At 68.0% G+C, this 14014-nt stretch carries 12 protein-coding genes and 1 pseudogene; 9 read left to right on the top strand and 4 right to left on the bottom strand.

All coding sequences use genetic code 11. The features are described 5' to 3' along the window. Window positions 1-35 precede the first annotated feature (35 nt). Together FH608_RS43400 and FH608_RS53450 are read right to left on the bottom strand one after the other, a co-directional pair. Window positions 36-569 (bottom strand): nuclear transport factor 2 family protein, encoded by a 534-nt coding sequence (locus FH608_RS43400; RefSeq protein WP_139636869.1) that lies wholly within the window; start codon window positions 567-569, stop codon window positions 36-38. Between the two features lie 866 nt (window positions 570-1435). Then, complete coding sequence (locus FH608_RS53450; protein WP_226900433.1) at window positions 1436-3361, bottom strand: FG-GAP-like repeat-containing protein; 1926 nt, start codon at window positions 3359-3361, stop codon at window positions 1436-1438. A 287-nt stretch (window positions 3362-3648) separates the two neighbouring features. Between FH608_RS53450 and FH608_RS43390 the strand changes: the two genes are divergently transcribed. The 6 genes and pseudogenes from FH608_RS43390 to FH608_RS43355 all read left to right on the top strand — a co-directional run. Beyond that, a complete protein-coding gene (locus tag FH608_RS43390; protein ID WP_139636868.1) occupies window positions 3649-4305 on the top strand; it encodes an AfsR/SARP family transcriptional regulator in 657 nt (218 codons plus the stop codon). A 277-nt stretch (window positions 4306-4582) separates the two neighbouring features. Further along, window positions 4583-4957, top strand: a complete 375-nt coding sequence (locus FH608_RS52060) for a hypothetical protein (RefSeq protein WP_193318953.1) — start codon at window positions 4583-4585, stop codon at window positions 4955-4957. A 420-nt stretch (window positions 4958-5377) separates the two neighbouring features. After that, window positions 5378-6838 carry an arabinofuranosidase catalytic domain-containing protein gene (locus tag FH608_RS43380; protein WP_139636866.1) on the top strand — a complete coding sequence of 487 codons (1461 nt, stop codon included), beginning with the start codon at window positions 5378-5380 and terminating at the stop codon, window positions 6836-6838. 229 nt (window positions 6839-7067) lie between these two features. Beyond that, window positions 7068-7487 (top strand): PfkB family carbohydrate kinase, encoded by a 420-nt coding sequence (locus FH608_RS43370; RefSeq protein WP_139636864.1) that lies wholly within the window; start codon window positions 7068-7070, stop codon window positions 7485-7487. Window positions 7488-7516: 29 nt separating this feature from the next. Then, a complete protein-coding gene (locus tag FH608_RS43365; protein WP_139636862.1) occupies window positions 7517-8986 on the top strand; it encodes an SDR family oxidoreductase in 1470 nt (489 codons plus the stop codon). A gap of 321 nt (window positions 8987-9307) precedes the next feature. Next, window positions 9308-9421, top strand: a pseudogene (locus FH608_RS43355) (transposase); the annotation flags it as partial. Between the two features lie 187 nt (window positions 9422-9608). Here FH608_RS43355 and FH608_RS43350 read toward each other — a convergent pair. Further along, window positions 9609-10394, bottom strand: a complete 786-nt coding sequence (locus FH608_RS43350; RefSeq protein ID WP_139636859.1) for a TetR/AcrR family transcriptional regulator — start codon at window positions 10392-10394, stop codon at window positions 9609-9611. Between the two features lie 85 nt (window positions 10395-10479). Between FH608_RS43350 and FH608_RS43345 the strand changes: the two genes are divergently transcribed. From FH608_RS43345 to FH608_RS43335, 3 genes are read left to right on the top strand one after another with little or no spacing between them, the layout of a single operon-like run. Further along, on the top strand, window positions 10480-11424 hold the full coding sequence (locus FH608_RS43345; protein ID WP_139636857.1) for an ATP-binding cassette domain-containing protein: 945 nt from the start codon (window positions 10480-10482) through the stop codon (window positions 11422-11424). Then, complete coding sequence (locus FH608_RS43340; RefSeq protein ID WP_139636855.1) at window positions 11421-12239, top strand: ABC transporter permease; 819 nt, start codon at window positions 11421-11423, stop codon at window positions 12237-12239. The genes FH608_RS43345 and FH608_RS43340 overlap by 4 nt, the downstream gene beginning before the upstream one ends. A gap of 35 nt (window positions 12240-12274) precedes the next feature. Next, window positions 12275-12511: a hypothetical protein gene (locus FH608_RS43335; RefSeq protein WP_139636853.1), complete on the top strand. Its 237-nt coding sequence runs from the start codon at window positions 12275-12277 to the stop codon at window positions 12509-12511. Window positions 12512-12631: 120 nt separating this feature from the next. Here the strand turns inward: FH608_RS43335 and FH608_RS43330 are convergent, their stop codons facing one another. Continuing rightward, window positions 12632-13669 (bottom strand): GlxA family transcriptional regulator, encoded by a 1038-nt coding sequence (locus tag FH608_RS43330; protein WP_139636851.1) that lies wholly within the window; start codon window positions 13667-13669, stop codon window positions 12632-12634. Window positions 13670-14014 lie beyond the last annotated feature (345 nt).

Here is a 14014-nt window from a genome sequence, read left to right as displayed (position 1 = left end):
GGTGGACCGGATCCCTGCCGGATCTCAACCGGAGGTCAGGTGTCGGAGTGTTGTGGTGTGGCGGGGTCACCGTCGTTTTTCGGTCGGGGGTTGTCGCCGGGCGGCGAGTCGGTCGGTGCTTTGGGTGGTCGGGATGACGAACCCGAGCCGGTCAGTGGTGAGGTGTCCTCGTAGCGGACTTCGTAGAGGCGTTCGGCGAATTTCCAGCCATCCGGGGTGCGCTGGTAGCGGTCGTGGTAGATGGCGTACATCATTGAGGAGCGGCCGTCGAAGGCGCGTCCGATCTCTGACATGTATGCCCGGCCGGTAGCGGTGTCGCCGTTGATCTGGATGGTGCCAGGGTGGGTGTTCTGTACGAGGAATTCCACGAACTCCGGCACGTTCCGGCCATAGGCGCGGATCGCCTCCTGACCGATCAGTTCGGCCGGGATGTTGGGCATCCGCAGTGCACCGTCCGGGGTGAACAAGGATGCGATGCGGTCGTAATCGCGCATCATCGTTCCGTCGGTGAACTCGCCGCGCAGTGCTTCGATCTCAACGCGGTCGGCGATCGTCTGAAAGTCACTCATCGCTCTCCTGCTTGTCGCATCGAATCGGGTGCAGGTGGCCATCGGCCACTGGGGCATGGGCGTTGGCCCTTCGCCTTCCAAGCTTGGAGGTCCGGCGGGGGCGGTTCATCAGTCGGATGACTGGGCTCGAGTAGCCTCCGGCTTTCGTGTGCCCGGCAGAGCAGGAGGTGAGCCGTGACGTAGCGAAGGATCAAGCGGGGCTGTTCGCCGCCGCCTGTGGCACACCATCTCCCAGTTGCACATCACGCGCCCTGCCCGAGCCGGTCCTGCCCGGCGACGTCACCCGCCAGGAGATCGCCCCCGCCTGGTGCGGCACCGACCGGCTCTTCCCCATCGTGAACGACCTAGGACGCGGCCCGTACCCTGACCCTCATCGCCGCGGAGGGCGAGGGCAATCCGGGCTTCCCGCTCGGCCCCGACGGGGACGTCGCACACTACTACCGTTTCGCCGGGGATCGCCGAAGGACGCCGCCTGATTCGCGATCCCGCCACTCCAGCCGGCTACTCCTACGCCGGCGCCCCCTACCCCTTCGACCCGGACGGCGTGTGCCGCTGACCTGCAATCAGCGGATCGGCGACCTCGATCCGGCGACCGAGGGCTGGGCCAGGGCCGGCCGCTTCCTGACGACGTTCACCCGGCCGCTGATGGCGCTGCAGCGTTGCGTGGACGGTGATGAGCTCCCGGAGCGCCTGCGGCTTGAGCGCCCGCGATGTCCGCGACGAGGTTGTCGCTTGCTATCCGACCTCCCTCGGTGTGACCGGCTCCGCACCGGTTGCTCATCACCCCCTTTTCGGGCGATGCCGGAAAGCACGCGGCCCCTCGACTCGCGTGGTCTCCATGGCATCGGGATCTCGTGGAAAGCCGATCAGAAGTACGGTTTCCAGCCGCTGCCGACAGCGGTGGCGGCAGCGAACTGGTTGCGGCCCTTGCCGTTCCAGATGGTCAGCGTCCCCGTCTCGGCGTGTACGGCACCGATGTCAGGCAGGCCGTCCCTGTTGACGTCTCCCAGGGACATCAAGGTGGCGGCGTAGGGTTTCCAGCCGGGGCCGAGCTCGGTGGCGGGGCCGAACTCGTTGCCGCTCTCGCCGTTCCAGATGTGCAGCTTGTTGGTGTCCTTCTTGACGGCGACCAGGTCGCTGATGCCGTCGCCGTTGAAGTCGCCGGCGATCGGCCGGGAGAACGCGGCCCACCCGCCGCCGATCGGGGTGGCCGAGCTGAACGCGTTGCCGCCCTTGCCGTTCCAGACGGTGAAGACGTGGGTCCCGCTGTGCACGGCGCCCAGGTCGGTACGGCCGTCCCCGTTGACGTCCCCCAGCGACATCAAGCTGGCGGCGTAGGGTTTCCAGCCGGGGCCGAGCTCGGTGGCGGGGCCGAACTCGTTGGCGCCCTCGCCGTTCCAGATGTGCAGCTTGTTGGTGTCCTTCTTGACGGCGACCAGGTCGCTGATGCCGTCGCCGTTGAAGTCGCCGGCGATCGGCCGGGAGAACGCGGCCCACCCGCCGCCGACCTTGACGGCCGGTCCGAAGGTGTTGTCGCCTGCGCCGTTCCAGATGATCAGCTCTCCGGTCGCGGTCGAGAGGAGATCGCCGACGCCGTCGGAGTCGAAGTCGGGCGTGGCGGACGTGCCCAGCCCGGCGTACTGCGGGTTCCGCGCGTGGGTGAGGGTCTCCCAGCCCAGGAAGTGCGACACCGGGACGGGGCGGCTCTGCTCGACCCACTGCGTGGCGTACGGAATGTCGTCGTATCCGAGACGGTGGTGCAGCGCGTTGTAGCCGACCTCGAAGTGCCTGCCGAGGTCGCGGGTGGGCTTCCCGCCGCACAGCCATGACGGCACCGTGCCGCCCAGTTGCAGGCGGGCGTGGAGGTCCATCGCGAACCGCAGCCGGTGCTTGGCCGTGGAGTACAGGTCCACTCCCTGGTGGGAGGCTGTCTCCGCGACGTGGGAGATGGCCGCGAGGCCCCATCCGGTGTGCCAGAAGTCCCGGCAGGTCTCCTGGGTCAGACCATCCACGAACGTGGTCTGGCCGTGCCAGTAGTCGATGATCTCGGCCTTGGTGTCGTACGAGCTGCGTGGCGGCGGCTTGGGCAGCGAGCCGTCCGTCTTCAGGTAGATGTAGGCGGGCAGCCTGCCGCGCCAGGTCGCGACCGCCCGGTCGAAGGAGGCACGGTCGTCCAGATGCACGGCGATGCCGATGGCGGCATCCGTCATGATCAGTTCCCAGTTGCCGTTCTTGTTGGGTGCACCGGCGATCACGGTCGGCAGGTATACGGTGCGTAGTTTGCCGGCGAACCTGGCGGCTTGTGGCCAGTCACCGTAGGTGTGCTTGATGAGTTCGGCGGCGCGGGAGAAGTTGGCGCCCGCCCAGCCGGTCTGGAGCGGTGCGTTCGCCCCAGTGTGCTTGCTGATCACGGCTGACCAGGCGTCCATGATCTGGATCGCCTTCGTGGCGTAGCGGGAGTCCTTGGTGAGGTACCACTGCAGGGCGTGCGTGTAGGCCGCCATGGAGTCCGCCTGCTCGTCCTTGCACCCGTAGTCGGGGTCCGACGACGGCCCGCACTCCACGACCGGGCGAGGTTTGGCCGTGTAGGAGAGCGAGCCATGGGAACTGCGCTGCAGAGCGCTCCAGGCCGACTTCCACGGCTCGTTGCCGAGGTTGGCCCTCACGAAATCGAGCTGAGCGCGGCTGACCAGGACGCCGGGGTGCTTGAACACGGCCGCCTGCGCGGGCTGAGGCACGGATAACGCGGCGGCCACGAGCACGGCGACGGCGAGAGGGCGGGCGAGACGCACGGGGTTCCTTTCCGGAAGCGGGGAGATCGTCTATTCCGCCAGCCGCCGGTCCGGCTGTCAACGTCGATGGACTCCCGATATACCCGCCGCATACCGCATGCGAGGAAGAACCGGCCGAACCTGCCAGCGAACACATCATCTTGATCGCTAGAATTTCGGATCTTCGCTGACGAGACCCTCGTGGAGGACAGGAGCCCTCGCGTGAGGCTGGAGATCAGGTTGCTTGCCCGCTGGAGGTCGAGGCCGGCGGCAATGCGGTCAAGATCACGGGAAAGCGGCGGATCGGCGTGCTGGTCCGGCTGGCCCTGAACGCGGGGCAGGCCGTACCCGCCGAGCTGCTTCTCTCCGACGTGTGGGCGAGCAGCTCCGCCGTGACCGCCGCCAAGCAGTTGCACATCGTGGTCTCGAAGCTGCGCGAGGCGTTTGCCACCCACGGCGACGCGGAGGCCATCGAGACCGTTCCCGGCGGTTACCGGCTCGCGATCGAGCGGGATCACGTGGACGTCCACGCCTTCGTCCGCCTGTCCAGGCAGGCGTGCGCCGCCCGCGCCGAAGGCGCCACGGCGACCGCGGACGCGTTGTTCCGCGGCGCGCTGGAGCTGTGGCGGGGGCCGGCGCTGGCCGAGCTGGACGCTCCCTGGGCGGGGCTCGAGGCCGTGCGGCTGGAGGCCGAGCGGCTGGAGGCCGAGCGGCTGGCCGTACGGGAAGACCATGCCGAGCTGCGCCTGGCCGCGGGCGACCATCGAGCCCTGGCCGGTGACCTCGCCGTGCACGTCAGGGAGCATCCGTTGCGGGAGCGTCCCACCGCCCAGCTCATGCTCGCCCTTCATCACCTGGACGACCCAGGCCGCGGTCGGATGGGCGGTGGTGCCCAGCACGCGGACGCGCCGGGTGGTGTGCTCGATGACTGCCAGGATGTACTGGCGCTGCCCCGTGAGGGGTGACGGTCTCGATGAAGTCGCAGGCCAGCAGCGCGTCGGCTTGCGATCGCAGGAAATCTGCGCAGGTGGTGGACGCCCGCTCAGGTGCCGGATCCACGCCTTCCTGCTTGAGGATCTCCCACACGGTGGAGGGAGCGACCTTGATGCCGAGCACAGCCAATTCGCCGTGCACCCGCCGATAGCCCCGGGACGGGTTCTCCCGGGCCAGACGCAGGATGAGAGCCCGGATGGAGCGGACCGTGGGCGGGCGCCCGGGCCGTTTCGGCCGGCAGGTGCGGGCATGACGCCGTCTCATCAGATAGCGGTGCCAGCGCAACGCGGTGCCCGGGCGGACAAGGAGCCGCAGCCGGGGCAGGATCTCGCGGGGCAGCGACGTCAGCAGGGCGGCGAGGAGGACACGGTCCTCGGGAGCGAATCTCACCCTGGCGTCGGCGCCGAGCTGCCGTTCGAGAACGGTGATCTGGTGGCGGAGGACGAGGATCTCGATGTCCTTGTCTCGATCGCCCATCGGCAGAAACCGCAACGGGGCGAAGGTGTTTGTGACGGCGAGATAGGCCAGGCGAAAGGGCACGGACGATCATCATGCCGCACTCGAGCGGCTGGGCATCACCCACGTCAGACGATCCCCAGCAAAGGCCATGACCTGGCCGGATGACATTCTCGGCAGGCGCAGAGCCAACCCCGACCTACTGCGCAGGCGCGTCCTACTCACCGACTGAGCCCGAGCCTTCACGAAATTCGTGCCAGACCCAGTATTCACGCGTCGTTGACAGTCCGGCGAGGCGGGCGACGGCTCACCACCCGGCGGACGCGGGGATGAAAGTTTCACGACATCTCATCGCAGCGGTGCGAACGTGTCACGATAAGAGCCCAGGCGGCGCGTCGACGGCGCCCGGGGCTTCCGAGAGACGTGATCCACGTTCTTGACGTCCGGGCCTTCATTGAATTGACTCCACATCACTGTCACCCGCGAATCAGCGTCGGAGGACGACAAATGTTAACGCTAACATAAGCCTGACCTTACCTGCCGTGCCGGCACCGGCCGCTCATTATTCGTGATTGAGAAAGGAAATGCATGATGCTTTTCGGGAGCCTGAGAAAGGCGCTCGCGGCCGGGACGAGCGCGTTGCTCGCCACCGCCTGCCTGGTCGGCGGTGGCACAACGGCCCAGGCGGCGACGTCGCAGCCGTGTGACATCTATGCCGCGGGCGGGACGCCGTGCGTGGCGGCGCACAGCACGACTCGTGCTCTGTACGGCGCCTACAACGGCCCGCTGTACCAGGTCAGGCGCGCGTCGGACAACACCACGCGCGACATCGGCGTCCTCAGCCCGGGCGGAGTCGTCAACGCCGCCACCCAGGACTCGTTCTGCGCCAACACGACCTGCCTCATCACCGTCATCTATGACCAGTCCGGCCGCAACAACCGCCTCACCCAGGCGCCGCCCGGCTACTGGAAGGGCCCCGCTCCGGGCGGATGGGATAATCTCGCCGACGCGAAGGCGGCACCGATCACCATCGGCGGGCAGAAGGCGTACGGTGTCCGCGTGGAGCCCGGCACCGGCTACCGCAACAACAACACCAACGGCGTCGCCAAGGGCGACGAGCCCGAGGGCATTTACGCCGTCGTCGACGGCACGCACTACAACCAGTGGTGCTGCTTCGACTACGGCAACGCGCAGACGGATGGCATAGCCGACTCCCCCGCCATTATGGAGACCGTCTACTTCGGCGCCGACAAGCAGTGGGGCTACGGGGCCGGAGCCGGTCCCTGGATCATGGCCGACCTGGAGTGGGGACTGTTCTCCGGCGTGAACGCGGGCTACAACAACCTCGCGCCCATCAACCACCGCTTCGTCACCGCCATTGTCAAGGGCGAGCCGAACCACTGGGCGATCCGGGGCGGCAACGCGCAGTCAGGCGGCCTGACGACATATTTCGACGGACAACGCCCCAACGGCTACCACCCGATGAAGAAGGAAGGCGCCATCCTGCTCGGCATCGGCGGTGACAACAGCGTCTCCGGCCGCGGTACCTTCTACGAGGGCGTGTTGACCTCCGGCTACCCGAGCGCCGCCACCGAGGACGCCGTACAGGCCAACATCGCCGCCGCCGGCTACGCGCCGGCGGGCGGCGGCAACCCGCAGCAGGACGTCCAGATCGTGGGCGGCCAGTCCGGCCGCTGCGTTGATGTGCCGAACGGCAGCACCATCAACGGCACCCAGGTGCAGCTGTGGGACTGCTGGGGCGGCACCATGCAGCGCTGGACATACACCTCGGGCAAGCAGTTGCAGGTGTACGGCAACAAGTGCCTGGACGCCTACGGGCAGGGCACCGCCAACGACACTCAAGTGATCATCTGGGACTGCAACGGCCAGACCAACCAGCAGTGGAACGTGAACAGCAACGGGACCATCACCGGCGTGCAGTCCGGGCTGTGCCTCGACGCCTACGGGCAGGGCACCGCCAACGGCACGAAACTCGTCCTGTGGTCCTGCAACGGACAGGCCAACCAGCGGTGGACCCTGCGTAGCTGATTCCGGCCGTCGAGTTCTGTGCGCATGAGGGCAATCGGGTGAAACGGCCTGGTGGGGTCCGGACACCTGGGTGCAGCGCGCCGAACTCGACGGAGTGCATCTGAAATATCGGATCGTGTCCGAGCCGATGGCGACTCGCACCTTTCTGCGGTGTCTCGATGGGCTTCGAGGAAGAAGGTGTTGCGCGGCTGCGGACCGGGCGGGCGGACATGACGGAACAGTGTGATTCATCGGGTCTGGCGCGCGTTACTACCGGTCGGGGAGCGCGGGCTCCCGGCTCCACCCCGACGACCCGGACCTGTCACTGATCAGGTCGGCGCGGGTGCTGCACATCACGGGGATCACGCTCGCCCTGTCGGACTCCGCACGGGAGGCGGTGCGCGTCGTGCTCGCCGAGGCCAGGGACGCGGGCGTGCTGGTCTCGATGGACGTCAACCATCGTCACACCTTGTGGAGCCGGGACGAGGCCTCCACGATGCTGCGGGAGACCCTGCCGTCGGTGGACGTCCTGTTCGCCACCGAGGAGGAAGCCCGCCTGGTCGTCGACGAACACGACCCGGTCGACCTCACCGAAGCGCCGGTCCGGTGCGCTGCGGTCTGCTTGGCCGGGATGTGGCGGGCACGTGCCCGCACGGCCTCCGGAGCATGAGGCGGAAGAGACGGGGAAGGTGCGTGGGCATGGCATTGTGCCTGGTCACAGGGGCTACCGGCTATATCGGTGGGCGGCTGGTGCCTGAGCTGCTGGCCGCCGGTCATGAAGTGCGATGCATGGTGCGCTCGGCCGGTCGGTTGCGCGATCTGCCGTGGTCGGCACAGGCGGAGGTCGTCGAGGCCGACGCTACCGACGCTGAGCGGACGCGCCGGGCGTTGGACGGGGTGGAGGTCGCGTACTACCTGATCCACGCGATGGGGGCGAGCGGCCGGTTCGCTGAGCGGGATCGGCTGGCGGCGCGCACGTTCGCGGCCTCGGCGGCCGAGGCGGGGGTGCGGCGGATCGTCTATCTGGGCGGGTTGACGGCGGACGAGCAGCTTTCGCCGCACCTGCGCTCGCGGGCCGAGGTGGGGGACATCTTTCTGCGGAGTGCCGTGCCGGCGGTGGTGTTGCGTGCCGCGGTGATCATCGGGTCGGGGTCGGCTTCGTTCGAGATGCTGCGTTACCTGACTGAGCGGTTGCCGGTGATGACGACGCCGCGCTGGGTGCGCAGCCGTACGCAGCCGATCGCGGTACGGGACGTGCTGCGCTATCTGGCCGCGTGGGCGCATGTGCCAGGGGCCGTTAATCGGGGGTTCGACATAGGCGGGCCCGATGTTCTGACTTATGCCGACATGATGCAGGGTTATGCTGCGGTGGCTGGGCTGCCACCAAGGTGGATCATTCCGGTGCCGCTGCTCAGCCCCCGGCTGTCGAGCCTTTGGGTGGGGCTGGTCACGCCGGTCCCGGCGAATATCGCACGACCTCTCGTGGAGTCGCTGCGCAACGAGGCCGTGTGCCGGGAGCACGAAATCGCGCGTTACGTCCCCTGCCCCGCGGGTGGGTTGGTCGGGTTCCGGCGGGCGGTGTCCCTGGCGCTGATGAAGATCAAGGAAGCCGATGTCGCCACTCGCTGGTCCTCGGCGTCCACGCCGGGCGCGCCGAGCGATCCGCTGCCCACCGATCCCGATTGGGCGGGCGGCAGCCTGTTCGTCGACGAGCGCAGCCTGCCCGTGCCGGCGAGCCCCGAGGCGTTGTGGCAGGTGATCGAGGGCATCGGCGGTCGTAACGGCTGGTATTCCCTTCCGGTGGCGTGGAAGCTGCGGGGACTGGCCGACCGGCTGCTGGGCGGGGTGGGACTGCGGCGCGGCCGGCGCGATCCGGCCCGGATGCGGGTAGGTGACTCCATCGACTTCTGGCGGGTGGAGGAGGTGGTTCCCGGACGGCTGCTGCGGCTACGGGCTGAGATGCGGCTGCCCGGCCTGGCCTGGTTGGAGCTCGGCGTCCTCCACCGCGACGGCCGGACCATCTATACGCAGCGGGCGATCTTCCATCCACGCGGATTGCTCGGTCATCTGTACTGGCGGGCGATTTCGCCCTTCCACGGCCTGATCTTCGGGCGGATGCCGGTCAACGTGGCCGCCGCCGCCCAGCGCAGGGAGCGATTCTCGTCCTGATGCTCGTACCGCCACAGTGATCGCTTGACCGGCGGCCGATCCTCAGGCACGAACCGCACCCTGGCATCGGCGCCGAGCTGCCGTTCAAGCACGGTGATCTGATGGCGCAGGACGAGTACCTCGACATCCTTGTCCCGATCGCCCATCGGCAGCAACCGCAATGCTGCGAAGGCGTTCGTGGCGGCGAGACAGGCCAGGCGAAGGAGCACAGCCGATCATCATTCCGCATGCGTCTCCCTCGTCTGAGGCCCGGAGCTCGCACGCGCCCGTGCACGGCCCATATGGCCGTGAACTGGGCGGACGCAATTATCGGCAGGCACAGTGTCGACCAGGCGGGTGGACAAGCTGGTCGAACAACTCGGCATCAAGCACATCTCCAAAAGCCAGGTCTCGCAGATGGCCAAGGTGCTGGATGAACAGGTCGAAGCGAGTCGCTTGATCCAGGGCCTGATGAGCACGGTGCCGAGTCATAGGTATAGGTGGTCACCGTGGATGTCGCGCCGTCGGTGCCGATGGACTCCACCCAGGCGCAGATCCCGTACGACCGACGTACCACAGTCCCACTTAGGTCAGGCATGGCTGGTGCGTCTATTTGGCTCTTGCTGCCCTCTCGGATGGTCGCCTACGAGCCTGCCCTGGCCCCGTCCGGTTCTTCCCGCCCCTCTCGGTGCGCCGACGTCGGAGACTCGGCCGCCTGCGGGAGGGCCGCGGCGATGCAGTCGAGGACGCGCTGGAGTCCGTGCCGGAACTGGTCGTCGCGGCTCAGGTGGAACCGGTGCGCCTCCATCACGATCTTGCTGAAGATCGGGTACTCCCCGCTCTTCAGCAGCTGCTCGACGTAGGGGCCACTTCGCGCCATCCACTCCGACTCGCTGACCCCGCTGCTGCGGACCTCCTCGGCCCAGCTGATTTCCTCGCGGGCGGCGCCCTCGACGTAGCCGTTCAGGATGGCCATGAGGGCGAGGTTCTCGTCGATGGAGACGTGGGCGTCGAGGGCACCCATCACCCGTTCGATCACGAGCAGCTGGTTGGGGCCGAAGCGGGGGAGTGATCGCTGCACGGTGGCGATCCACGGGTGCCGCAGCCACATCGCCCGCAGCCCGTCGGCGTAGCGCGCCAGGTCCGCGCGCCAGTCGCCCGAGGGCATGCCCTCGACGTCGATCTCGCCCTGCAGCCGATCGGCCATGAGCTCGAGGAGGTCGTCGCGGCTCGGTACGTAGCGGTAGAGCGACATCGCGCCCGCGCCGATCTCAGCGGCGATGCGCCGCATGGTGGCCGCCTCCAGTCCCTCGGCGTCGGCGATCCGGATCGCCGACGCGGTGATCTGCGCGCGGCTGTAGGCCGGTCTCGGCCCCCGGGCAGGGCGCTCGGGGCGCATCCAGATGTTCACGTACTCGGCGTCGGTCACCGCCTCACCTCCTTGTTGCGTACATAGTACTCAGTAACCTACTCTGACTGCCATAACCGCGTACACCGTACTCAGTGGGGTGGTCATGACAGATCCGATCGTGGTCGCCGAAGGGCTGCACAAGTCCTTCGGCGACACCCATGCACTACGTGGCCTGGACCTGAGTGTCCCGGCGGGAACGGTCTGCGGGGTGCTGGGGCCGAACGGCGCGGGCAAGACCACCGCGGTGCGCATCCTGGCCACCCTGTCCGACCCGGACGCCGGGCACGCGCGCATCGCCGGGCACGACGTCGTCCGCGAGGCCGGCCAGGTACGCGAGCGGATCGGGCTCGCGGGCCAGTACGCCGCCGTGGACGAGAAGCTCACCGGCCGGGGCAACCTGCGCATGTTCGGCCGGCTCTATCACCTGTCCCGGCGCGCGGCGTACCGGCGGGCCGACGAGTTGCTGGAGCGCTTCGGCCTGATGGACGCCGCCGACCGCCCGATCTCCGGCTACTCCGGCGGCATGCGGCGCCGCCTCGACCTGATCACCTGCCTCATCCTGCGCCCCGAGGTGCTTTTCCTGGACGAGCCGACCACCGGCCTGGACCCGCGCAGCCGCGGCGAGATCTGGGACAGCATCCGCGAGCTGGTGGCCGACGGCACCACAGTGCTGCTCACCACGCAGTATCTGGACGAGGCCGACCAGCTGGCCGACGACATCGCCGTCATCGACCACGGGAAAGTGATCGCCACCGGCACTCCGGACGAGCTGAAGGCCACGATCGGGGACCGCCTCGACGTTGTCCTCCAAGATCCCGCCACACTTGCGACGGCGGCGACCGTACTGAACACCCTGGCCGGCACCGAACCCGCGACGACTGACGCCGGCCGGCTCAGCGTCGCCCTGCCCGCCACCGGCCTCCGGCTCGCCGACATCGTCCGCGAGCTCGACCACGCCGGGGTCGCCGCCGCCGATGTGAGCCTGCGTCGCCCCACCCTCGACGAGGTGTTCCTGCGCCTGACCGACCGTAAGGAGACCGCGCGATGACCGCCCTCACCTCACCGCTGGGCCGCCTGCGCTGGACGTTCGCCGACGGGCTGACCCTGGTCGGCCGCGAGCTGGGCCGGCTCCGGCAAGAACCTGGACAGATTGTCGCCGCGCTGATCTTCCCGGCCGTCATGGTGGTGCTGTTCGGATACGTCTTCGGCAGCGCCATCCAGGTGCCCGGCGGCGGCGACTACCGCGAATACCTCATGCCCGGCCTGTTCGCGATGGTGACCTTCTCCGCGTGGCTGGGCGTCATGACGCGGGTGGCCGCCGACGCCTCCCGCGGTGTGATGGACCGGTTCCGCTCCATGCCGATGGCGCGGCTGGCGGTGCCGTTCGGGCAGACCGGCGCCGACCTGCTGACCGGCCTGCTGATGCTGGCCATCATGGTGGGAACGGGCCTGCTGGTGGGCTGGCAGCCGCACCGCGGCCTGGTCCCCACGGCCCAGGCGTTCCTGCTGATGATCGTGCTGCGGTACGCGCTGAGCTGGGTGGGCGTCTATGTGGGCCTGGCGGTGAAGAACGACCAGGTCGCCGACGCGATGGTGCCGCTGGGCCTGCCGTTCACGATGCTGTCGAACGCGTTCGTCCCGACCGACGGCATGCCGGGCTGGCTGCGCTTCCTGGCCGACTGGAACCCGGTCAGCGCGCTCACCGCCGCCTCACGGGAGCTGTTCGGCAACCCGGGCGCCCGATCCGGAGACGTGGCCTGGCCACTCGCGCATCCGGTGACCACCGTCCTGCTCTGGTCGGCCGCGCTGCTGGCGGTCTTCATCCCGCTGTCGCTCCGCGCCTACATGCGCACAGGACGCTGAACGCCCCGGGCATCTGCAGATCGAGATTCTCCTGAGTGGAAGGGAACATCATGAATTCAGCAAGTGAAACCGCTTGGCGTGACTTCGGCGGGGACATCATCGAACCGGGCTCGGCCGCCTATGAATCGGCCGGCCGTTCGATGCTGGTTTCGGGTAGTCCGACCTTTGTCATGCTGCCCGAGAGCGTGGCGGACGTGCAGGCTGGTGTCAGGTTCGCCGTCAGCACGGAGCTGGCACCGTCAATCCCAGCTGGGGCAGCTCTTCGTCAGTGAGTGCCTGAGCTGGTCTTTTGTGGTCGTGACTGTTTGATGGGGAACCGCCTTTTACTGTGAGTGCAGATGCGGGAGGCGGTGGTGACGGTGGACTATAGGCCAGTCACTGATCGTCATGATTTACACCACTCGGCGGGACGCCATCCTTCGGGTCGTTCCGGGCTCGGCCGGCGCCTCGCGGCGTGCCGATCGGAAGCCCTGCCTATAGGCGCGTGGCGAGACGCCCAGCCGCGTGACAAACACCCGGCGCATCGTCTCAGGGCTGCCGAAGCCGGCTTTCTGCGCGGCCTCGGTCACGGCGGCTCCGCCCTCCAGCGCGGCCTTGGCGGTGTCGAGGCGGATGGACTCGACGTACCGCGACGGCGTGGTCTGGAGCTCTGAACGGAAGAGCCTCGTGAGATGCCGGGGGCTCACCGCAGCTCGTGTGGCGAGGCTCTGCGTCGTGTGCTCCGCGGCGGGATCGGCGGCGACGGCGTCGAAGACGGCGCGGAGCAGGGGCGTCTTGGGCCGCGGCCCCTCCAGCGTTGGGGAGAACTGCGACTGGCCGCCGGGGCGTTGGAGGTAGACCACGAGCGACCGGGCAACCTGCCGGGCCATCTCGCCGCCATGGTCCTCCTCGAGCAAGGCAAGTGCGAGATCGATGCCCGCCGAAACGCCGGCGGAGGTGAACACGTTGCCGTCACGGACGAAGATCGAGTCGGGCTCGACCGTGATGTCCGGATAGCTCGCGGCGAGCACGCCGGTGTGCCGCCAGTGCGTGGTCGCTCGCCTTCCGCTGAGCACGCCGACCTCGGCCAGGATGAAGGCGCCGGTGCAGATGGAGCAGACGCGGCCGGATCTGGCCGCCAGGCCGCGCACCGCCTCCCGCAGTTCCGGATCGACTGGGTGTGTGGGGAACAGGTCGCCGCCCACCACCAGTACGGTGTCGAACCGCAGATCGCGATCGGCGGCATCGGCACTGACGCACACGGGTATGCCGATCGACGACATCACCCCCCGGGCCCCGACCGAGCAGAACTCGATCTCGTACCTCGCGCCCATCAGTCTGGCCTCGCTGAAGACCTCGCTCGCTCCGGCCACGTCGAGCATCTTCACTCCGTCGAAGACCACCACCCCGATGCGGTGCGGCTCGCGGTATCGATCATCCGCTGTGGTCATGTGATCCCCCGTCGAGTTCTGTCCGATTCTGTGCGGTGAACGTCCGGCGCAAGTGCGCCCGCATCACCCGATTACCCCAAAATGGCCATAGAGCTACAAAACGGACAAATTATGAATAAAGTATGGCCGATATCATGATCCCCGCCTCGTCCTGGCCCGTAACCCCCACCGATTTGATGGGAAAGGCCGCGAACGAGGGCCGGTGTCGACGTGGCCGCTGTGCTCCGAGCTCTCGAACGGAAGGATGTCGACACGTTCGCGAGGTCCTGGCGGGACTGCTCGGTACCGTGGCCGAACAACTGGTAAAGCACATGACTGACGTGATGCCGCAGGGCGCCAACCCCG

Origin of the sequence: Nonomuraea phyllanthi, from assembly GCF_006334985.2 — a bacterium.
Taxonomy (GTDB): domain Bacteria; phylum Actinomycetota; class Actinomycetes; order Streptosporangiales; family Streptosporangiaceae; genus Nonomuraea; species Nonomuraea phyllanthi.
This window is presented reverse-complemented; position numbering and strand designations above follow the sequence as displayed.

Excerpts from the sequence above, each read along its gene's own strand:
- FH608_RS43400 (WP_139636869.1), bottom strand. The coding sequence starts at position 569 with ATGAGTGACTTTCAGACGATCGCCGACCGCGTTGAGATCGAAGCACTG.
- FH608_RS52060 (WP_193318953.1), top strand. The coding sequence starts at position 4,583 with ATGACGCCGTCTCATCAGATAGCGGTGCCAGCGCAACGCGGTGCCCGG.
- FH608_RS43380 (WP_139636866.1), top strand. The coding sequence starts at position 5,378 with ATGATGCTTTTCGGGAGCCTGAGAAAGGCGCTCGCGGCCGGGACGAGC.
- FH608_RS43365 (WP_139636862.1), top strand. The coding sequence starts at position 7,517 with ATGGCATTGTGCCTGGTCACAGGGGCTACCGGCTATATCGGTGGGCGG.
- FH608_RS43345 (WP_139636857.1), top strand. The coding sequence starts at position 10,480 with ATGACAGATCCGATCGTGGTCGCCGAAGGGCTGCACAAGTCCTTCGGC.
- FH608_RS43340 (WP_139636855.1), top strand. The coding sequence starts at position 11,421 with ATGACCGCCCTCACCTCACCGCTGGGCCGCCTGCGCTGGACGTTCGCC.
- FH608_RS43330 (WP_139636851.1), bottom strand. The coding sequence starts at position 13,669 with ATGACCACAGCGGATGATCGATACCGCGAGCCGCACCGCATCGGGGTG.